Source organism: Nocardia australiensis (assembly GCF_020733705.1).
Lineage (GTDB): Bacteria > Actinomycetota > Actinomycetes > Mycobacteriales > Mycobacteriaceae > Nocardia > Nocardia australiensis.
In genome coordinates, this window is sequence record NZ_JAJFZM010000002.1 from 452854 (window position 1) to 474099 (window position 21246).

The 21246-nt window shown below is 65.0% G+C and carries 18 protein-coding genes; 13 read left to right on the top strand and 5 right to left on the bottom strand.

Going from position 1 to position 21246, the window contains the following annotated elements:
• The first annotated feature begins 74 nt into the window (after positions 1-74).
• The 5 genes from LKE06_RS16930 (at position 75) to LKE06_RS16950 (ending at position 5096) form a co-directional block, all read left to right on the top strand.
• Positions 75-911 carry an SDR family NAD(P)-dependent oxidoreductase gene (locus tag LKE06_RS16930; RefSeq protein WP_228000100.1) on the top strand — a complete coding sequence of 279 codons (837 nt, stop codon included), beginning with the start codon at positions 75-77 and terminating at the stop codon, positions 909-911.
• Positions 904-1689 carry an SDR family NAD(P)-dependent oxidoreductase gene (locus LKE06_RS16935; protein ID WP_228000102.1) on the top strand — a complete coding sequence of 262 codons (786 nt, stop codon included), beginning with the start codon at positions 904-906 and terminating at the stop codon, positions 1687-1689. Before LKE06_RS16930 ends, LKE06_RS16935 begins: the two co-directional genes overlap by 8 nt.
• Positions 1686-3167 (top strand): FAD-dependent oxidoreductase, encoded by a 1482-nt coding sequence (locus LKE06_RS16940; RefSeq protein WP_228000104.1) that lies wholly within the window; start codon positions 1686-1688, stop codon positions 3165-3167. Before LKE06_RS16935 ends, LKE06_RS16940 begins: the two co-directional genes overlap by 4 nt.
• A gap of 13 nt (positions 3168-3180) precedes the next feature.
• Positions 3181-4530 (top strand): MFS transporter, encoded by a 1350-nt coding sequence (locus LKE06_RS16945; protein WP_228000105.1) that lies wholly within the window; start codon positions 3181-3183, stop codon positions 4528-4530.
• A gap of 77 nt (positions 4531-4607) precedes the next feature.
• The gene (locus LKE06_RS16950; RefSeq protein ID WP_228000106.1) at positions 4608-5096 is read left to right on the top strand and encodes a nuclear transport factor 2 family protein; all 489 of its coding nucleotides are present in this window, start codon (positions 4608-4610) and stop codon (positions 5094-5096) included.
• 239 nt (positions 5097-5335) lie between these two features.
• On the opposite strand, the gene LKE06_RS16955 is transcribed toward LKE06_RS16950, so the two are convergent.
• Positions 5336-6364 (bottom strand): AraC family transcriptional regulator, encoded by a 1029-nt coding sequence (locus LKE06_RS16955; RefSeq protein WP_228000107.1) that lies wholly within the window; start codon positions 6362-6364, stop codon positions 5336-5338.
• Between the two features lie 187 nt (positions 6365-6551).
• Here LKE06_RS16955 and LKE06_RS16960 point away from each other — a divergent pair, with 187 nt between their 5' ends.
• From LKE06_RS16960 to LKE06_RS16995, 8 genes are all read left to right on the top strand, one after another.
• A complete protein-coding gene (locus tag LKE06_RS16960; protein WP_228000108.1) occupies positions 6552-7526 on the top strand; it encodes a quinone oxidoreductase family protein in 975 nt (324 codons plus the stop codon).
• 113 nt (positions 7527-7639) lie between these two features.
• Positions 7640-8536, top strand: coding sequence for a TauD/TfdA dioxygenase family protein (locus LKE06_RS16965; RefSeq protein WP_228000110.1), 897 nt, complete (start codon positions 7640-7642; stop codon positions 8534-8536).
• 47 nt (positions 8537-8583) lie between these two features.
• Complete coding sequence (locus LKE06_RS16970; protein ID WP_228000111.1) at positions 8584-9636, top strand: beta-keto acid cleavage family enzyme; 1053 nt, start codon at positions 8584-8586, stop codon at positions 9634-9636.
• A gap of 196 nt (positions 9637-9832) precedes the next feature.
• The gene (locus tag LKE06_RS16975) at positions 9833-11173 is read left to right on the top strand and encodes an MFS transporter (protein WP_228000113.1); all 1341 of its coding nucleotides are present in this window, start codon (positions 9833-9835) and stop codon (positions 11171-11173) included.
• Positions 11170-11757, top strand: coding sequence for an RBBP9/YdeN family alpha/beta hydrolase (locus tag LKE06_RS16980; protein WP_228000115.1), 588 nt, complete (start codon positions 11170-11172; stop codon positions 11755-11757). The genes LKE06_RS16975 and LKE06_RS16980 overlap by 4 nt, the downstream gene beginning before the upstream one ends.
• 18 nt (positions 11758-11775) lie before the next feature.
• Positions 11776-13821: an acetoacetate--CoA ligase gene (locus tag LKE06_RS16985; protein WP_228000117.1), complete on the top strand. Its 2046-nt coding sequence runs from the start codon at positions 11776-11778 to the stop codon at positions 13819-13821.
• 43 nt (positions 13822-13864) lie between these two features.
• Positions 13865-15448, top strand: coding sequence for a long-chain-fatty-acid--CoA ligase (locus tag LKE06_RS16990; protein WP_228000119.1), 1584 nt, complete (start codon positions 13865-13867; stop codon positions 15446-15448).
• 44 nt (positions 15449-15492) lie between these two features.
• Entirely contained in the window at positions 15493-15846 is a 354-nt protein-coding gene (locus LKE06_RS16995; protein ID WP_228000651.1) for a carboxymuconolactone decarboxylase family protein, read from the top strand.
• A gap of 78 nt (positions 15847-15924) precedes the next feature.
• On the opposite strand, the gene LKE06_RS17000 is transcribed toward LKE06_RS16995, so the two are convergent.
• The 4 genes from LKE06_RS17000 to LKE06_RS17015 all read right to left on the bottom strand — a co-directional run bounded on the left by LKE06_RS17000 (position 15925) and on the right by LKE06_RS17015 (position 21168).
• Positions 15925-16227 (bottom strand): alpha/beta fold hydrolase, encoded by a 303-nt coding sequence (locus LKE06_RS17000; protein WP_228000120.1) that lies wholly within the window; start codon positions 16225-16227, stop codon positions 15925-15927.
• 307 nt (positions 16228-16534) lie between these two features.
• On the bottom strand, positions 16535-17875 hold the full coding sequence (locus LKE06_RS17005; protein WP_228000122.1) for an MFS transporter: 1341 nt from the start codon (positions 17873-17875) through the stop codon (positions 16535-16537).
• A gap of 38 nt (positions 17876-17913) precedes the next feature.
• Positions 17914-20247, bottom strand: a complete 2334-nt coding sequence (locus LKE06_RS17010) for a cytochrome P450/oxidoreductase (protein ID WP_228000124.1) — start codon at positions 20245-20247, stop codon at positions 17914-17916.
• Between the two features lie 237 nt (positions 20248-20484).
• Positions 20485-21168, bottom strand: a complete 684-nt coding sequence (locus LKE06_RS17015; protein WP_228000126.1) for an IclR family transcriptional regulator — start codon at positions 21166-21168, stop codon at positions 20485-20487.
• Between the last annotated feature and the right edge of the window lie 78 nt (positions 21169-21246).

Genomic DNA, 21246 nt, shown 5'->3' on the forward strand with positions numbered 1-21246 from the left:
GTCCCCGCGAGGCCTCGACAAACGAGAACCTCAAATCTTATGCAGAACATTACTTTTGGAGGAAAAACCCGATCATGACCGACACCGCTGACACCCAGAATCCGGGCCGCACCGATGCATCGCAGATGACGGCGCTCTACCCGGAGATGGCCGGCAAGGTCGCCGTCGTCACCGGCGCCGCCCGCGGCATGGGCGCGGTCTTCGCCGCCGGCCTCGCGACCCGCGGCGTGAACGTCGTGGGTGCCGACATCAATGGAGAGCAGATGGCCGCGACCGCGCAGGAGATAGGCGACGCACTCGCCGCGAACTCGCTCGCCGAGGCGCCGGGCCGCGTGGTCGGTGCCCGCGTCGACGTGACCAAGGCCGACGAGCACGAGGCCCTCGCGCAGACGGCGCGCAAGGAGTTCGGCCGCATCGACTTCTGGATCAACAACGCGGGCATCTTCCCGTTCGCCCTGGTCGAGGAGATCTCCCCGGAGCAGATCGCCGCCGTGCTCGACGTCAACGTCGAGGGCGTGCTGTTCGGTTCGCAGGCGGCGGCGCGGCACATGGCCCCGGGCAGCGCGATCGTGAACATGTCGTCGGTGTCGGCGCTGCGCGTCCGACGAGGTCGCGGCGCGTACTGCACGTCCAAGGCCGCTGTCGCGCACCTCACCGAGTCGCTCGCGGTCGAGCTCGGAGACAAGGGAATTCGCGTCAACGCGATCGCCCCCGGCTACGTCGACACCGAGATGACCCGCTGGGTCCGCGAGGACCCTGCCGCGCTCGAGCACGCACTGAACGTCGTACCGCTGCACCGCCTCGGCTCGCCGGAAGAGGTCTTCGGCCCGCTGCTGTTCCTGCTCTCGGACAGCGCCCGCTACGTCACCGGGCACTCCATCGCTGTCGACGGTGGTTCGCGCCATGTCTGAGTCCATCGCCTACCCGGGCGTCGTGCTCGTCACCGGCGCTGCCGCCGGCATGGGAGCCAACCACGCCAAGGCGCTCGCCGAGCGCGGTGTGCACGTGTGTCTGGCCGACATCGCGGACACCTCCGCGGTGCTCGCCGAGATCGAGGCCGCCGGTGGCAGTGCGTCGGCGCACGAACTCGACGTCGCGGACTCTGCCGCGTGGACCCGCGTGATCGACGAGATCCGTTCCACCAAAGGAGAACTCGGCGGTCTGGTCAACAACGCCGGTATCAGCCGTCGACGCGAGTTCATGGACACCCCGGACGACGTCTGGGAGCTGACCATGCGGATCAACCTGTTCGGACCGTTCTACGGGATCAAGGCCGCCGCTCCATTAATGAGGGGGAGCGGCGGCGGATCGATCGTGAACATCTCGTCGATCTCCGGACAGGTTGGGTACTTCTCGCCGGCGTACGCGTCGAGCAAGTGGGGCCTGACCGGGCTGTCCAAGTCGGCGGCGGGACAGTTCGCGACATGGGGCATCCGGGTGAACTCCGTGCATCCCGGACTGGTCGGCACCGCTCTCGTCGGGGGAGCGGATGCCTTCATCAAGGCCTCACTGGACAGCATTCCGGCCGGACGCATGGGCACCGTCGACGAGATCACGAACGCGGTGCTGTTCCTGCTGTCGGACCGGTCCACATACATGACCGGCAGTGAGGTGACGGTGGATGGTGGCCTGGTGTCCAACGGGCTGTACCACCGCATCATCGGTGAAACGGGGGGTGTCCTCTCATGAGTGAAGACAACTGGGACGTCGTCGTCATCGGCGGGGGCGGAGCGGGACTCGCGGCCGCGGTATCCGCGGCGGAGCGGGGCGCGTCGGTGCTGCTGTTCGAGTCGCAGACCGAACTGGGCGGCTCGACGCAACTGTCGGCGGGTCTGTTCACCGCGGCCGGGACCAGCGTGCAGCGCGGTCTCGGCATCGAGGACTCCGCCGAGAAGTTCTTCCAGCACTACATGGACCTCAACCACTGGATGCTCAAGCCGGGCCTGGTTCGGGCGTTCTGCGAGAACACCGGGCCGACGCTCGACTGGCTCATCAGCCTGGGCGTGGAGATCCCCGCTCGGGAATCGGCCAACGCGCACATGCCGGGCCTGTGTCAGGCTGGCGTCGAGGACGTCTGGCGCGGCCACGTGCCGAAGGACCAGGGCTACGGGCTGGTCCAGGCGCTCGACAAGGCGCGCCGAGCGCGCGGCGTCGAGGTCGTCATGAACACTCGTGTGCAGTCGCTGGTCGTCGAGGACGGCCGGGCGGTCGGTGTCGTCGCCGACGACATCGAGGTCCGAGCGTCGGCGGTCGTGATCGCGAGCGGTGGGTTCGCGCGGAACAAGGGCCTGGTCGACCAGCTGTACCCGTTCGCGAACAGGGGCGGGGACTCCCTGTTCGTCGTGGCCGCCCCGGGCAGCCAGGGTGATCACCTGACCTTCGGCGAGCAGGTCGGCGCGGCCGTCACCGGTGCGGGCTGGGGCCTGATGCTGCCGACGGTTTACTTCCAGCGGTACCACCACTGGCAGTCGGGCTTCCCGCCCAAGTCGCGGATCTACGTCAACGGCCAGGGTCGGCGGTTCATGGACGAGGACGCGTCGTACGCGGTCTCGACCGGGATCATCGACGCACAGGAGGGGGGCGCCTGGGTCGTGTTCGACGACAGGGCTCGCCTGAATCTTCCTGCCGGATATGCCGATTGGGATTCCGGTCGGATTCTCGAAGAGGCCGATTCCGGACGGACGCTCCGAGCCGATTCCGTCGCGGAACTCGCCCGGAAGATGGGCGTGCCGGCCGATGCTCTAGATGCGGCCGTCGCGCGATGGAATGCGCAGCTCCCGAACGGCGTGGACGACGACTTCCTGCGTCACCGCACGATGGCGAACAAGGGCTCCACCGCCGACCCGGATCCGATCGATCAGGGTCCGTTCTATGCCGCGCGTTTGCTGCCTGCCGAACTCGTATGCACGCACGCGGGCGTCGAGATCGACAGCAACGCGTCCGCATTGGACCGGACCGGTCGTCCGATCGACGGACTGTTCGCGGCCGGAGAAGCCGGAGCCGGAATCCTCGGCCTCCGATACGTTGGCGGCGGCAACGCCGTGGCGAACGCCCTCACGATGGGCCGAATCGCCGGAATCAACGCTGCACGCACCGCACGCGGCGAGTTGACGACATCAACGGCAATAACAACCGCAGCACCGAGCGTGTTGCGTGCCAGACACTGACAAAGGACCACCCATGCCAATAAACGACACTGTGGAGCCTGCGGTTCGTAACTCCGAGCCCGCCCGCGGATCGGCTCCCGTGCCGGCCGAGCAGAAGCAGTCCACCGTCAAGGTGGTTCGGGCCGCCATCGTCGGGACCGTCGTCGAGTACTACGACTTCGGTATCTACGGCTACATGGCCACGATCATCGCGTCGCTGTTCTTCGTCTCGGAGAACGACACCGCCGCGCTGCTCGGTACGTTCGCGACGTTCGCCGTCGCCTTCTTCCTGCGCGTGCCGGGTGGCATCTTCTTCGGCCACATCGGCGACAAGTACGGCCGCAAGAACGCCCTCTCCTGGACGATCCTGCTGATGGTCGTCGCGACCGCGGCGATGGGGCTGATGCCGACCTACGTCACGCTCGGCGTGTGGGCGACGGCGATCCTGGTGCTGGCTCGCTGCCTCCAGGGCTTCGCGGCCGGCGGTGAACTGGGCGGTGCCAACGCGTTTGTGTCCGAGTCCGCTCCGGCGAAGTGGCGCGCCTTGCAGACCTCGATGGTCAACTCGGGCACCTACCTCGGTTCGCTCATCGCGTCGCTGATCGCGCTCGGTCTCACCTCGGTGTTCTCGCACGACCAGATCATGTCGTGGGCGTGGCGAATTCCGTTCCTGCTCAGTGTTGTGATCGGTGTGGTCGGCATCTGGATCCGGAACCACATGGAGGACACCCCGCAGTTCAAGGAGCTCGAGGACAAGGGCGAGACCGCGAAGGTCCCGGTCAAGGAGCTGCTCACCAGCTCCGGCGGTGCGCTCGTGAAGATCATCTTCCTCGGTGCGCTCATCACCGGCGGTTACTACATCGCCTCGGTGTACGCGGCGACCTACCTGCAGAAGGCCGGTGGGCAGTCCTCTACGGTCGCGTTCCTGTCCACGTCCCTGGCGCTGGTCCTCGGTGTCATCACGCTGCCGATCGCGGGCTACCTGGCCGACCGCTACGGCCGCAAGCCGGTGCTGTTCGTCGGCAGTATCGCCGCCGTGGTGCTGGGTGTCCCGATGTTCATGCTGATGGCGGGCGGGAGCATCTGGCAGGCGGTCCTCGGCCAGTCGGTGCTGTTCATCGCGGTGTCGGTGGTCAACGGTGCGTCGTACGTGACGTACGTCGAGATGCTCAAGGCGTCGGTCCGCTACAGCGGTCTCGCCCTGGGCAACAACATCACCAACATGGCCCTCGGTGGCACGGCGCCGTTCATCGCGACGTGGCTGATCGACATCACCGGTAACAGACTCGCGCCGGCCGGCTACTTCGTGTTCTGCGCGCTGCTCACCCTCGGTGCGGTGTTCTTCGTCAAGGAGACCAAGGGCATCGAGCTCCGCGCCGACTAGTACTCGACTAGTACAGCTCGGTCGGGCCCTGCCGGTGGCGTCACCGGCAGGGCCCGTTCGTTCGACAGGAGATGCCAATGTCTTTGCACGACAAGCAGGAGATCACCGAAGTCCTCTACCGCTACGCACGGGCGGTGGACCGCAAGGACTTCGACCGCGTGGCCGACTGCTACTTCCCCGACGCGATCGACAACCACGGTGGCTACGTCGGCACCGTGGACGGCCTGATCGAGGACATGAAGTCCCGGCACGCCACGATCGATTCGTCGCTGCACTACATCACCAACGTGCTGATCGACCTCGACGGCGACACGGCGAATGTGGAGTCGTACTGCCTGTGCTACCTGCGGCAGGCCCCGGCCGTGCCGGGCGGCCCGCAGTCGCGCGCAACCATCAAGTGCCGCTACGTCGACCGCTTCGAGCGGCGCGACGGGCAGTGGCGCATCGCGGACCGCATCGTCGTGTTCGACGAGTCCGTGACCGACGAGATCGTGGACGGCCTGGCCTCCTTCTGGGTCCGATCACGTCGGTCCCAGGAGGATCCAGTGTTCACCGGGAAGCCCTGACCAGCAACAGCTCCTGGTCCGCAGAGACGGCAGCGCCGGCACCCCGTCTGCGGGGGTGCCGGCGCTGCCGTGCGTCGGTCTCGAAACCTGGGCACCCACCGAACGTCGAGGCCGCGAATCGCCAGTCACGAGGAGACTGGCTGCATCAGGTCTTTCGTGTGCCGTGCCTGTCGGCGTCGACCCTTGCCCCCACGCGCGCCTGCGCCTTCTGATGCCGGCCGCATCGCCGGTCCTAAGGATCATTGCGAGGCGGGTTCTGTCCCCTGCCGCACGGTAATCCTCCAGGCGCGGGCGCTGACGCCGAAGTGTTCTCGGAACCAGCGGGAGAAACCGTTGGGGGTGGAGAAGGCGAGCATCTCGGAGATCTCGGTCAGCGAGTAGCGATTGTCTGCGACCAGGCGTTCAGCGAGTTCGACTCTGGTCGAGTTGAGCACAGAGGTAAATGTCTCGCCTGATTGGGCGAGATGGCGGTGCACGGTCTTTCGGTGGACGCCGAGGCTGCGTGACACCTGGTCGAGAGAGCATCGTCCCGTGGGGAGCAGGAGTTCGATGAGTTCACGGACTCGTGTCAGGACGGTTGGCGGGTCGGCGGTCTCGACGGATTCGAGCAGTGCGCGCGCGTATGACCGCAGCATTGGATCCGACATACGGTTCGGTTTCCTTAGATCGCTTGTGGTGGAAACTATTCCAGTGAAGTGTTGATTGAACCGGACGTCTGAATCGAAGATCTTTCGGTGAGTGCTGGTATCGCTGGGCGGTCCATGCTGGAAGCAGACCGCGACGGGGCGCCACGCATCTCCGAGGATCGTTCGTAGCAGTTGATAGCCCACCGTTGTCGCCAGTTCGAGGGCTTGCCGGGTTCCCGCATCGGTCTTCGTGTCGTAGTCGACGATGATTGTCGTCAGATCTCGTCGCTCGGACAGGCGGACATGTAGAGCCTCGTTGTACATGTGCTGGTAGCGGACGAGAGTTTCGAAGGCGCTCCGTGCATCCGGGGCCTCCCTGATGCTCACGCTGAGCGGGCCGAGGTTGGAGAACCGGCGGTGTTGCGCAAGGAGAAGTGCGAAATCCTCCCGCCGGGCGGCCGCGGCCGACGCCTCGAGCACGTGAGAGATGGCCGCGGCAGGCACCCACCGGTCTTGGACATCCATCCCCGCCGGGTCGAGTCCGGCGGCGCGCAGGAGCTTGATCGAATCGATCCCCAACGACTCTCCGAGTTCGATGTAGCCGTGAAGCGCCGCGTTACGCGCGAGCGGACGGGTGTCCAAGAGGTGCCTCCAAATGGTAAGTCGAATGCCACATAAGGGTATGCGTGACGCCGAGCTTGCCGATAGCTTTATGTCATCTGCATCACATGTTTGCTTGCGAGGCAAATGTTTGTTCGAGGGAATGTGAATGCCGACCCGCAGGTAGGGGCGCCCCTCGGGATGCGTCAATGAGTGAGGAGTCAGGACAATGGCGAATGCGATTCGCTTCTACGAGACCGGCGGACCCGAGGTTCTGAAGTGGGAGACCGTGGAGGTAGGCGATCCGGGCCATGGGGAGGTGCGGATCCGTCACGAGGCGGTCGGTTTGAACTTCGCCGACACGTACTTCCGCACCGGTTTGTACCCCGCGCCGCTTCCGGCCGGGATGGGTGTCGAAGCGGCGGGTGTCATCGAAGCGGTCGGCCCCGGGGTGACCCGATTCCGGGAGGGGGACCGCGTCACGTACACGGGTAGCCCGCTCGGCGCCTATAGCACCGATCGGGTCATGCCCGCGGAGCATCTGATCTCCCTACCGGACGGCATCGAGTTCGAGACCGCTGCTGCGATGACGATGCGCGGACTGACGACCTCCTACCTGTTGCGTCGGATACACCCATTGCGGGCGGGGGACACGGTGCTGCTGCACGCCGCCGCCGGAGGTGTCGGCCTCATCTTCTGTCAGTGGGCAAAGTTGCTGGGTGTCAACGTAATCGGCACGGTATCCAGCGATCGGAAGGCCGATGTCGCCCGTGCGCACGGATGTGACCACGTGATCGTGTACACCCGTGAGGACGTGGCGGAGCGGGTGCGCGAGCTGACTGACGGGGCTGGGGTCCCCGTTGTCTACGACAGCATCGGGGCTTCGACGTTCGAGGCCTCACTGGATTCCCTCGCACGCCGGGGGCTTCTCGTGGCGTTCGGGACTGCCTCCGGCCCGTTACCTCCCGTCGACCCGATGAAGTTGGCGCTGAAGGGATCTCTTTTCCTCACGCGTCCGGCTCTCGCGGACTACATCGCCGAACCGGCCGAACGTGCCGATCTTGCCAATGAGCTGTTCGGGCACGTCGCGGCCGGCCGGATCAAGATCGAGATCAACCAGCACTACGCGCTCAAAGAAGCCGAGCAGGCGCACCGCGACCTCGAAGCGGGCAAGACCATCGGCTCGTCGGTGTTCTCCTTCTGAACCCGAACACCCTGCTTCGCAACGTAGTCGGCGCGCGCCGCGAGCGCGGCGACGGTCCTGCCACCCATCATTCCCACGTCACTCACTACTTCCAGCTTGCACAGGAGAGCGTCATGACCACCGTTGAATTCGCGCCCAGCCGAGCGGCGACCGCAACCCCGATGGACGCGCGGCCGTTGACCTGCAGCATCGGCGCCGAACTCCACGGAGTCGACCTTGCTGCGGTCTCCCGCGACGACGATCTGTTCGCCGAACTGAAGTCGCTATTGCTGAAGCACAAAGTGCTCTTCTTCCGCGACCAGGACATGAGCCAGGCCGAGCACGTCGCATTGGCCCAACGGTTCGGCTCGCTCGAGGACCATCCGGTAGTCGGCAGCGACCCCGAACACGCAGGTCTGGTCCGGATCTACAAGGACCTCGACAGTCCCCCGGAGCACTACGAGAACGCCTACCACTGCGACGCGACCTGGCGCGACAACCCGCCGATGGGATGCGTGCTCCGCTGCGTCGACGGCCCGGAGGTCGGTGGCGACACGATCTGGGTGAACATGGCGCTCGCCTACGAGCGCCTCCCCGAACGTATCAAGGAGCAGATCGCCGGACTGCGTGCGCGCCACAGCATCGAGGCGACCTTCGGTGCCCGTATGCCGATCGAGCAGCGACTCGAACTCAAGGAACGGTTCCCCGACGCTGAGCATCCCGTGGTCCGCACTCACCCGGAGACGGGCGAGAAGGTCCTGTTCGTCAATTGCTTCGCCACCCACTTCACCAATTTTCACACTCCCGAGAACGTGCGCTGTGGGATCGACTACGCCCCCGGCGCCGGAGACCTGTTGCGCTACTTGATCAGCCAAGCCTCGATCCCGGAGTACCAGGTGCGCTGGCGGTGGACGAAGAACAGTGTCGCCATCTGGGACAACAGGTCGACCCAGCACTACGCCGTACAGGACTACTGGCCGGCGGTCCGAAAGATGGAGCGCGCCGGGATCGTCGGCGATCGCCCCTTCTGAGCTAGCACCCACACATCACGCCCGATATCGAGAAACGGAGTTACGCAATGCATTTCCATGACGATTCGTTGTTCCCGGAGACCCAGGAGAAGCTGGTCATCACGGTGGCGCCCTACGGTCCGGAGTGGGAGCCGGACGACTTCCGTGAGGATCTGCCGCTGACGATGGAGGAGCACGTCCAGAAGGCGGTGGACTGCTACGAGGCCGGCGCCACGGTGCTGCACATCCACGTCCGCGAGCTCGACGGCAAGGGCTCTAAGCGGCTGTCGAAGTTCAACGAACTCCTCGCCGGACTCCGCGAGGCCGTACCGGACATGATCCTGCAGGTCGGTGGATCGATCTCGTTCTCGCCGGAAGGCGACAGCTCTGACGCGAAGTGGCTGTCGGACGACACCCGGCATATGCTCGCCGAGCTCGATCCGAAGCCCGACCAGGTGACGATCGCGATCAACACCAGCCAGATGAATCTCATGGAGCTGATGACCGCGGACGACCTCGCGGGCACCTCGATGGAGCGTCCCGAGCTGGCGGCGGCGTACCGGGAGATGACGGTGCCGGCAGGCCCGGAATGGGTCGAGGAACACCTGCGTCGCCTGCAGGCTGCGGGGATCCAGCCGCAGTTCCAGCTCGGTTCGCTCGCGCAGTTGGAAACGGTGGAGCGACTGATTCGTCGCGGCGTCTACACCGGTCCGCTGAACCTGACCTGGGTGGCCATCGGCGGCGGACAGGAAGGCCCGAACCCGTACAACATCACGAATTTCGTCCAGCGGGTCCCGGACGGGGCGATCCTCACCCTCGAGACTCTCATGCGCAGCGTGTTGCCGGTCAACGCGATGGGAATCGCGATGGGCCTGCACACCCGCTGCGGCAACGAGGACACCCTGTGGGGACGCAAGGGCGAGAAGATGACCTCGGTCGACCAGGTTAAACAGTTGGTGCGGATCGCGAACGAACTGGGCCGAGAGGTGGCTACGGGTAAGGAAGCCCGCGAAATCTACAAGATCGGCGAGGCTTACCGCGACGCCGACGAGACGCTTGCCAAGCTCGGCTACGCGCCGAACCGCCGTCCCGGCCAGCTCGGCTTCACCGGACACGCCTGACCGACTCCGGACACGCCTGACCGACTCGGGCACTCCCGGGCGGCGCGAGCACCACTCGCGCCGCCCGGGGTCGTTCACGCAAGTGCCCCGGACAACTGATGTCGTCGCGCCCTTCGAGCGACGACCAGATCCCTCATCACCAAAGCCCTGATCAGCTCCGATATCCAGACGGTCCAAACATTGAGGAGAACCAGTTATGGGCCTTCCAACCGTAGATTTCGAGGCAGCGGACGATCTGGCTCCGCCGCCCAAATTGTCCAAGCTCTACCCTTTGGCCGTCTTCATACTGATCTTCGCCCTGATGCTGTCGGACTACATGTCGCGGCAGGTCATCAGCGCCGTGTTCCCGATGATCAAGGCGGACTGGGGTCTATCCGACACGCACCTCGGTTCCCTCACCGGCATCGTCGCATTGATGGTCGGTGTACTGATCTTCCCGTTGTCGGTTGCTGCTGACCGATGGGGCCGTGTCCGATTGCTGGTTGGGTCGGCACTGCTGTGGAGTGTTGCCACGTTGTTCTGCGCGTTTGCAGGCAGCTACAGCCAAATGCTGGTCGGACGGTTCTTCGTCGGGGTCGGTGAAGCTGCTTACGGCGGCATCGGTGCTGCCGTCATCCTGGGCTTGTTCGCACCCGACCGGCGGGCTGCGCTGACAGGAACGTTCATGTCCGGTGCCATGTTCGGATCTGTCGCGGGCGTGTCGCTCGGTGGTGTGATTGCCGTCAACTTCGGATGGCGCTGGACTTTCGGAGTCATGGCCATTGTTGGGCTGGTCCTCGTAGTCGTCTTTCGATCAGTCGTGAATGAACGGTGCCTCGCCCTGTACCAGCATCCAGACGATGGCGCGCAAACACCAAATGATGCAGGTGATGTCCGGGTTCCGCTCTCGAGTCTGTTCAAAGGCGTCTCGGTTATCGCCGCATACATCGGTAGTGGCCTGCAAATGTTCGTCGCCGGTGCATTGTTGACCTGGTTGCCGAGCTACGTCAATCGATACTACGATCTCGCCCCGGACAAGGCAGCTCTGCTCGCAGCTGTCTTCGTGCTGGTCATCGGCATTGGCATGGCCGGCTGCGGGATGGTCACCGACAGGGTGAGCCGCCTCGATCACAGCAAGAGGTGGACGTCCTCGATCGCGTTCTGCCTGGCTTCTGCGATTCTCCTTCTCACCGCATTCACTCTCACACCCGGCGTGCTGCAGTTGATCTTCCTGGGGTTCGGGGCGTTCTTCGCCGCGGGGATCGCCGGACCTGCGGGCGCCATGGTCGCGAACCTCACCCATGCATCGATCAGGGCGACCGCCATCGGAACGGTAACGCTCTCCAATAATCTGATCGGTCTGGCTCCAGCACCCGTAGTTGTCGGCATGTTGGCTGATCGGCTGGGCCTTAACGCGGCGCTGCAGATCGTTCCCGTTGCATCCGTACTTGCCTCCGTCGCACTGGTCATCGGAAAGCGCTACTACGCAACAGGATTGCAGCAGCTAAACGAAACAACTCAGAACACAGCCGCCAACCGGACAGGAAACGCAACGTGACTACTGCGAACGACCTGACCATCGTGATCGTGCCCGGACTTCGGGGACACGTCGAAGAACACTGGCAGACGATCCTTGCCACCAGGTTTGCTGACACGCGAACCGTCCCGGTGAACAGTGGCAGCAACCCCAGTTTGGGCGAACGCCTGGCAGCGCTGGACCAGACCTTGGCAACCGTAACTGGGCGTGCACTCCTCGTGGCCCACAGCGCCGGCGTGGTGATCACCGCCCACTGGGCACAACGCCACCCCGACACCGATCGCATTGCGGGTGCACTGCTTGCCGCGCCGCCGGACCTAGAGACCCCCCTTCCTGCCGGCAACCTGTCCCCCCAAGCTCTCTCGGAATTGGGCTGGACCCCGATACCCCGCGGAGCACTTTCGTTCCCGAGCATCGTCGCCGCCAGCACGAACGACCCGCTCGCCAGTTACGCGGCCGTGGCCCAACTTGCCGATTCTTGGGGTAGCCGACTGGTCAGCCTCGGAGAGGTCGGGCACCTCAATCCCGCTTCGGGATACGGCGAATGGCCCGCCGCCATCGAACTGATCGAAGAACTTGTAGCTGCGGCGACCGTCGGCTCGTAGTACCCACAGGACACAACGATGAAACGACCTCATCTGGAAAGGACACCCATGCAGCCCACTGATTCATCAGGTGGAATCCTGTGGAGCCCCGACTCAACCGATCGCGCCGACACCACCCTGACGCGGTTCATCGAGTACGTTCGCGGCGCCCGGGGCGTCGAGGTCGAAGACTACGAGGAGCTCTGGCAGTGGTCCGTCACCGACCTCGAGGCGTTCTGGTCCTCGGTGTGGGAGTTCTTCGGTCTCGATAGTGAGAGTGGCTACGACGCAGTACTTGTCGATGAGCAAATGCCCGGGGCGCGCTGGTTCCCGGGTGCTCGAGTCAACTTTGCGCGGGCCTTGCTCGACAGGGGAGATCCGGATGCCGTCGCAATCGTGGCTGCCGGGGAGTCGGGCGGTGTCCGGACACTGACCAGGTCGGAACTGCGTGAGCGGGTGCTGGTACTGGCGGCCGAACTCGAGGCGCTCGGAGTCGGCAGTAACGACGTGGTTGTGGGGTACCTACCCAACACCGCCGAATCCGTCATCGCTTTCCTGGCCGCGGCGACACTCGGAGCAACCTGGGCATCGGTCGGGCAAGACTATGCACCGGATGCTGTCATCGACCGGTTCGCGCAACTTTCACCGAAGGTCATGATCGCTGCTGACGGATACACCTACGCCGGCCGTCGGCATTCTCGCATCGACGCCGTCGCGCAGATCGCGGCCGGGCTGCCATCCGTCACGGATGTCATTGTTGTACAGAGTATCTCTCCGGAGCACGACCTCGTCGGTACTCGAACCGGCGACTCGGCGCAGACGTGGCACGACTGGACCGCGGCGACTTCCGGACGGGAGCCCCGCTCGGGTTTCGTCGACGTCGACTTCGACCACCCGCTGTGGGTGCTGTTCTCCTCCGGTACGACAGGCAGACCGAAAGGGCTCGTGCACGGCCACGGCGGCATCCTGGTCGAAACCGTCAAACAGATGGGTCTGCACTGGAACCTCACGTCGGACGACCGAGTGCTCTGGTACACCTCGCCGAGCTGGATGATGTGGAACATGCAGGTCGCTGTCCTGCTCGCGGGAGCGTCGATCGTGTGCTACGACGGCGCCCCGACCTACCCTCGCACGGACTCGCTGTGGGAACTCGTCGCGGACACTGGCACCACCTTCCTCGGCACGAGCCCCGGTTACCTCCAGGCGTGTGCCGACGCCGACGTACATCCGAAGACCGACCACCCGCTATCGAGCCTTCGTGCAATCGGCAGCACCGGTGCCCCGTTGAGCGAGCACCTGTACCGGTGGGCACACGACCAAGTCGGTGACATTCCTCTGTGGTCGATGAGCGGTGGCACCGACATCGCCGGAGCCCTCGTCGGTGCCGTTCCAACTCGCCCGGTCCGCGTCGGACGGATCTCCGGGCGATGCCTCGGTGTCGCTGTCGAAACATGGGATATACACGGTAATCCGGTGCGAGGGACTGTGGGTGACCTCGTTGTAACCAGGCCCCTTCCGAATATGCCCGTCGCGCTGTGGAACGACCCCGACGGGACGAAGTACCACGACGCATACTTCGACACCTACCCCGGCGTCTGGCGGCAAGGTGACTGGGCCACCATTTACGACGACGGAACTGTCGCAGTACACGGACGTTCGGACTCGACCCTGAACCGCAACGGTGTCCGGATGGGAAGCTCGGATATCTACTCCGCCGTCGAAGCGCTCCCGGAGATTGCAGAAGCCCTGGTCGTCGGTGTCGAAGAGGTCGATGGCTCGTACTGGATGCCCCTGTTCGTCGTCCTCCACGAGGGTCATACCCTCGACGATGTCCTGATCGGCAAGATCAGCTCGGCCATTCGCGAGCGCGTATCCCCACGCCACGTTCCGGACGACGTCTTCGACGTTGCCGGGATTCCGCACACTCGGACCGGAAAGAAGATCGAGGTGCCACTCAAGCGGGTGCTCCAGGGCGCAGGTGTCGAAGACGTGGTGAACCGCGACGGCATCGATGACCCATCGCTACTCGAATTCTTTGAACGCCTCGCGGAACAACGCCAGCTCAACTATGCCTCGGCGCATTGATCGGTCGAATCCACTTCTACTTCAACGGCACTGAGAGAAACTGATGCTCAATCTGTCTATGTTCCTGGAAGACTCCGCCCGTAAGTACCCCAGCCGTGACGCGCTGGTGTCGGGCGAAGACCGGTTCACCTACGCCGAGACCGACGCGCTCTCGAATCAGATCGCGAACCTTCTTGTGGCGTCCGGGATCGAGCCCGGCGACCGGGTTGCGATTTCCTGTCCCAACCTGCCGTGGTTTCCGATCGTCTACTACGGGATTCTCAAGGCGGGCGCAGTGGTCGTGCCGCTGAATATTCTGTTGAAGGGCGCCGAGATCGGCTATCACCTGCAGGACTGTGGAGCCACTGCCTACATTTGCTTCGAGGGCGGGGTTGACTTACCGATCGGTACGTATGGACGAGAGGCCTTCCACGAGGCACCTTCGTGCCGAACGATGTTCGTGATCGGCGGAGACGACAGCACCGACGTAGAGGGGATCACGCCTCTGTCGACCGTGCTTCCCAGCCAGCCCACGGCATTTGAGTCGGTGGTGCGTGAGGCCACCGACACTGCGGTCATCCTCTACACGAGCGGAACAACCGGCCGGCCGAAGGGCGCCGAGTTGACCCATTCGAACATGGTGATGAACGCCATCGCGTCCAACAGGTTGTTCGATAGCACCTCCAGTCGGCCGGATACCCATCTGGTGACCCTCCCTCTGTTCCATTCGTTCGGGCAAACGGTCAACATGAACGCCGGGTTCGCGGTGGGTGCGACGTTGGTTCTGTTGCCGCGCTTCGAAGCCGGTGCGGCGCTGGAGATCATGGAACGTGAGTCGATCACGATGTTCGCGGGTGTTCCGACGATGTACTGGGGCCTGCTGGGAGCGGTCAACGATTCGGTCGATGTCAGCAGGATCGCCGCCAACCTCCGTAAGGCCATCTCCGGTGGTGCCGCCCTACCTGTGGAGATCCTCGACCGATTCGCAAACCGATTCGGCGTCCAGATTCTGGAGGCCTACGGGCTGTCGGAGACGTCGCCGATCGCCCTCTTCAGCGACCCTGAACGCGCCCCACGCCCTGGCTCGATCGGCATCCCGATCTGGGGCGTGCAGGTGAAGCTGATCGACAGCGACTGGAACGCCATCGAGGGCGCCGACACGGTCGGTGAGATCGCGATCCGCGGCCACAACATCATGAAGGGCTACTACGGCCGTCCCGAAGCAACCGCCGAAGCAAAGCGCGACGGTTGGTTCCGCACGGGCGATCTCGCCCGCCGCGACGCCGACGGCTTCTACTACATCGTCGACCGCGCCAAGGACATGATCGTCCGCGGTGGGTTCAACGTTTACCCCCGCGAGATCGAAGAGGTGCTCATCACTCACCCCGCAGTGTCCCTCGCCGCCGTCGTCGGTGTCCCGGACGAACAGTACGGCGAGGAGATCAAGGCGTTCGTCATCCCCGAATCCGCTGCGCAGATCACCGAGTCGGAACTGATCAACTGGTGCAGAGAAAGAATGGCCAGCTACAAGTACCCTCGTGCTGTCGAGTTCGCTGCCGTATTGCCGATGACCGCCACGGGCAAGCTGCTCAAGCGCGAGCTCTCCTCCGCCCCTGCTGCAACAGTTGACTCCGGGCGACGCCAGTGAATCCGGCGCAGCGCGATGGCGGCGCGCCAGGGGTCATTGGGCGTATGAAGGAAGCCGGGACGTGGAACCCGTTGTGGAATGGGCTCGAGGAACTCGATCCGGAGTGGGCAGAACAGTACATGACTGCAACGATGCAGCCGTACGAAAGCGGGATGCTCTCGCCGCAAGTGGTCCAGATGTTGTGCATCGCTATCGACGCGTCCTGCACTCACCTGTACGCGCCTGGCGTTCGTCGGCACATTCGCGCAGCCCTCGACCTTGGAGTAACGACTCAGGAGATTCTCGAGGTGCTGAAAATTGCTACCACAGTGGGGATTCACTCCTTCAACATCGGCCTCCCCATCCTTCATGAAGAGATTGCCGCAGGCAGCCCTGTCGAATCGGTGGACGAAACCTAGCGCCGAATCCAGTGGAGAACGACAGCGCCGACACCCCGTCTGCGGGTGTCGGCGCTGCCGAGCGTCGGAGGCTGGCGCTCAGTTCAGCTCGGTGAGCACCTTCTCGACGCTGGTGATCAGCGCGACTGGCGCCTCGAACATCGCGTAGTGCCCAGCGTTCGGCAGGACGTCCAGCTCGCACTGCGGCAGCTGCTCCATCCACGTGGCCTTCATCGTCTCGGCACCGATCGCCGGATCATGCTCGCCGACAATGGTCTTGACCGGGATGGTGGTCGTCGGCAGTTCGTCGACGAAGTCGGCGCCGGCCCACGCGCGCAGGTAGACGCCGAACGCCGGACGGGTGGTGAAGTCCACCGAGAACGCGTCATCTGCCGCAGCCACGTCGCGGACTGTCGGTTTCCGGTGGTGAAGTCGAGGATCGCGTAGCGGTTGCCGTCCTCGTTCTCGGCACCGGTGAACAGCGCCTCGCTGTCCGCGTCGAACGGGACGCCAGACGCGGGCACCGGGCTGATGCCTATCACCGCGGTCACCCGCACGGGGGCGTGTCCGACCAGCTTGTGTGCGACCGTCATTCGACTTCTCCTGTCTATAGTGGTGCGGTGAACGAGCCGGGCCCCGGCCCCGACCCCTGCCGGGATCGGGGCCGGGGCCCGGATGCTCAGGTCCTTCACGGACCGGATCAGCACGATTACGCGACTTCGTCGAGATCCACGCCCTTCGTCTCCCGGCTGAACGAGAGGGCGATCACCGTGATCGCCATCGTGATCACCAGGTATCCGACCACCATGCCGACGCCGTAGTTGTCGATGAGCCAGACCGCGATGAACGGCGCGGGGGCGCCGGCGATGATCGACGAGCCCTGGAACACCAGCGACGAGCCGGCGTAGCGGTAGCGGGTCGGGAACAGCTCCGTGATCCACGCGGCCTCCGGACCGGCGAGCATGCCGTGGAAGAACGCGCCGACGCACACGCCGAGCCACAGCATCGGCAGGCTCTCGAGCTGGACCAGCCAGAAGAACACCGGCGCCCACACCACGAGGACGATCGCGGGCACGAGCATGGCCTTCTTGCGGCCGATACGGTCGGACCACGCGCCGCCGCCGATCATGCCGACGAACTGGAACAGCGATGCGAACGTCACGGCCATGATGACATCGCCGCGGTGGAAGTCGAAATACGTGGTGGCGTAGGCGATCACGAACACGGTGTAGACGTAGAACGCGATGTTCTCGCCCAGGCGCATGCCGAGACCGGTCAGGACGGCCCGCGGGCGGCGCAGTGCCTCGAGGATGCTCGAGCGTTCCTCGGTCTGCGGGGCCTTGGCGGCCTGCTCCTGAGCGGCTTTGAAGACCGGGGACTCCTCGACACCGCGACGCACCCAGAAGCCGATGATCAGCAGCGGGATCGCGAACAGGAAGGCCACGCGCCAGCCCCACTGGTCGAACGCGTCGTCAGAGAGGAAGAACGCGATGACCGAGACCACGATGGTCGCGAGGACCGTGCCCATCGGCGCGCCGGCCTGCGGCCACGACGCCCAGAATCCACGCTTCTTCGGTTCGCCGTACTCGCTGACAAGCAGCACCGCGGCACCGAACTCGCCGCCGAGGGCGAAGCCCTGAATCATGCGCAGCACCACAAGCATGACCGTCGCCCAGATGCCGATCTGGTCGTAGGTCGGCAGCAGACCGATCGCGGCCGTCGCGGTGCCCAGCATGATGAACGTCGTGACCAGCATCGGCTTGCGCCCGAACTTGTCACCGAGGTGGCCGAAGACGATGCCGCCCAACGGGCGGGCGACGAAGCCGAGGCCCTGCGTGGCCAGGGCCAGCAGCAGCTTCGCGACGCCGCTGTCGCCGGGGAAGAACAGCGGACCGAGGACGGTCGCGGCGAGGATGCCGTAGATCGCGAAGTCGTACCACTCGAGCACGGCACCGGCCATACTGCCGGTGAGGACGCGCTTGAAGCTGGACTTGGGCGGCTGGTCGCTACCGGCCGGGCCGGTCGGCGCAGAGACTGTCGGTGATCCCATTACGGATCCTTTCGGTGCTGAAGGAGAGGGGCGGTGGGTCAGAGCGCGAGGGTGATCTTGGTGCCGCATGCGCGAGAGCAGCAGGTCATCATCGACTTGTTCTGAGCCCGTTCGGTTTTGGTGAGCACCATGTCGCGGTGATCCACCTCGCCGTCGAGGATGGGGGCTTCGCACGATCCGCACAGCCCCTCCTCGCAGTCGCTCTGGATGTCGATGTTCGACGCACGAAGGGCGTCGAGCACCGTCTGGTCTGCGGCCACCTGGATAGTCAGACCGGAGTCACGCAGTTCGACCTCGAACGCGTGCTCGTTGGCCGGGTCGAGCGTCGCCAGGTTGGACGTGAAGTGCTCGACGTGAAGGGAATCTTCCGGCCAGTGCGCGGTGGCCTCCTCGAGCGCGGCGAGTAGTCGCTCCGGGCCGCACGAGTAGATTTGCGTCCCGGCGACGGGGACGTCGAGCAGGGCCGGGATGTCGAGCCGGTTGCCCGCCGCGCTGGAGTGCACCTCTAGCTTGTCGACGTGATCGGCCGCCAGCCGGTCGAGCAGCGCCATCGTCGCGACATCGCGTCCGCAGTAGTGGATCTCGTAGTCCTTGTCGGCGGCCTTCGCGTGGTCGGCCATCGCGACGATCGGGGTGATGCCGATACCGCCCGCGACGAAGACGTAGCGCTCGGCGTCCGGGTCGAGCTTGAAGTGGCTGCGCGGTCCGCGCATCTTCAGCATGTCGCCGGCCTTCAGGGTGCGATGCACGTAGCGCGAGCCGCCGCGGCTCTCGGGCTCCTCGAGCACCGCGATCTCATAGTGCGACAGGTCGTTTGGGTTGCCGCACAGCGAGTACTGCCGCGACAGTTCGCCGAGTTCGACATCGACGTGCGAGCCCGGGGTCCACTTGGGCAGCAGCTTGCCCGACGGATCGGACAACCGCACGCGCACGACACCGTCGGCGGCCGGGGTGATCGCGTCCACCGCGACGGTCCGCGAGATGTTGGTCTTCGACGGCTCGCCGATCTTCACCGGCTGGCGGTTCTCGAGGATCGATGGATCGGCGCCCTCCGGATTCTTCTCCGGATCCCATTGCACCCACACGTGATCCGGTCCGCGGAACGATGTGTTGGGCAGGTAGGCGAACTCCTGGTCGGGGACCAGTTCCATGTGTGGGAGGCGCTTGGTGAACTCCTCGAGGAAGATCTGCATCTCCATGCGGGCGAGGTTCTTGCCCATGCACTGATGGCTGCCGTAGCCGAAAGTGAGGTGATCACTCGAGTTCTCGCGGCGGATGTCGAAGTCGTCGCCGTTGTCGAAGTGGCGCTCGTCGTGGTTCGCCGACGACGTGACGATCAGCAGCTTCGAACCCTTGGGGATGTCGATGCCACCGATGGTGGTGTCGGCGGTGACCAGGCGGCGCCACGCCGCGACCGAACCGGAGTGGCGCAGGCACTCCTCGACGGCGTTGGGGATCAGGCTCGGGTCGGCGCAGATCTCCTCCCACACGCTGCGGTTCTCGAGCAGTAGGCGGAAGGCGTTGGCCGACGCGTTGGCCGTGGTCTCGTGTGCCGCAACGATTCCCGCCATCATCATCGAGTGCAGGTACGAGTCGGTGACGACGTCGGGCTGCTCCTGCTGCATGCGGATGCCGAACGGCATCCAGCCGTGGCCCGACGGGTCCTTGCGCATCTTGTCGAGCACCTGGCCGGCGTACTGCCAGAACTTGCCGACCGCCTCGGCGACCGCGACCTGTTCCTCGACCGCGGGCCGGCCCCACGTGTTGACGGTGTGCGCGATCGAGTAGCTGCGCAGCTCGTCCATGTCCTCTTCGGGCACGCCGAGGAAGTGGAGGGCGACGGTGAGCGGGACCTCCCACAGCATCTCGTCGACCAGATCGGCGCGGCCGGTCTCCACGAACCGGTCCACGTACTCGCGGGTGAGGCGTCGGACCATTGGCTCGTGGTGGACGAGTTCCTTGGGGGTGAACGGGTCCATCAGCAGGCGGCGGCGCGGCATGTGTGCGGGCTCATCCTCGTTCACGAGGGTGCGCGACATCGCGTAGTCGTACTTGGCCAGCGTCGTGGTCGCCTCGTCGGAGACCGGGGTGATCTTCTCGAGTGCGATCGACGGCGAGAACAGGATGTTGTCGCGGAAGACCGCCTTGACGTCCTCGTACCGGGTGACGACCCAGTAGCCGATCTCGGGGCTGTAGAACACCGGTTCCTCGTCGCGCGACCAGCGCAGCGACGCCGCCGGATCCTTCTGGTACGGGCCGGTGAAGGGATCGAAGGCGCCGGCATTCGCGGAAACCGGGCAACCCGTGGTCGGCACGGCCGCGGAGCGGCCGGTGTTCTGCAGGGCTGTGTGGTCGATCGGGCACACGCTCATGACTTGCATCTCCGTCTGTCCAAACTGCGCTGAAATGCGAAGTTACTAATAACGCACATCGTGTATCGGTGAGCGAACTTCGGACAGAGTAAGTGCGGTCACATTCGAGGTCAAGTACGGATTGGATAACGACGCAGGTGGCCTGCTCCGAGCTCCTCGGGATGGCCTAATCGCCCGGTTCGCGATTCGCGCACCAGTCGCGTGGCAGGCTCACGAAAGAGCGGGAAAGGGGGAGCGTCAGACGCTGATGAGGTGCTCGACCTTGCGGGCGGTGCGCCTCACGGCGTCCGCGGCCCGGCCGGTATCGAGCCCGTCTATCGCGACGACGCCGACGCTGCGTTCGAGACCGGTATTCGAGCTGACCCCGTCCGGGAGGGCGATGCCGGACGCGATGCCGACGGCGCCGTGCTCGAGCTGCCCGCGGGTGAGACTGTAGCCGTCGGCGCGGGCCTGGCGGACGGCATCGGAGTCGCCGGGCGCTTCCGGGCGCAGCGCGAGTATCGCAATGCCGGCGGCGCCGCGCTCGAGCGGGTGGCTGCTGCCCACGCGGTAACCGACCCGCAGCAGGGTGTCCTCCGGTTCGGCGACCATGATCACGACACAGTTCCGACCCTGGGCTGCGGAGACGAACGCGGTCGCGCGCGTTTCGTCGGCGAGCGCGTGCAGGACGGGCTGAACGTCTCTCGCGAACTGCGGTTCGAACCGCGAGGCGAGCACAGCAGCGGCGACACCCAGTCGGATCCGGCCGTCGGCGGTACGGGTGACCAGTGAGTGCGCTTCGAGGGTGGCCACGATCCGGTAGCAGATGGCCCGGTGGACCTCGAGTTCCTTGGACAGGTCGGCCACCGAGATTCCGGCCGGCGACTGCGCGACGATGTCGAGCGCGCGTAGCCCACGGTCGAGTGTCTGCAGTGTGCTCATGTGCGTCCTTTCGGTGTCGTCGCGCGGGTTCGTCGGTTCGAATCCTTTGTACAGAATTTCCGGCGCGGAGCGGTAACC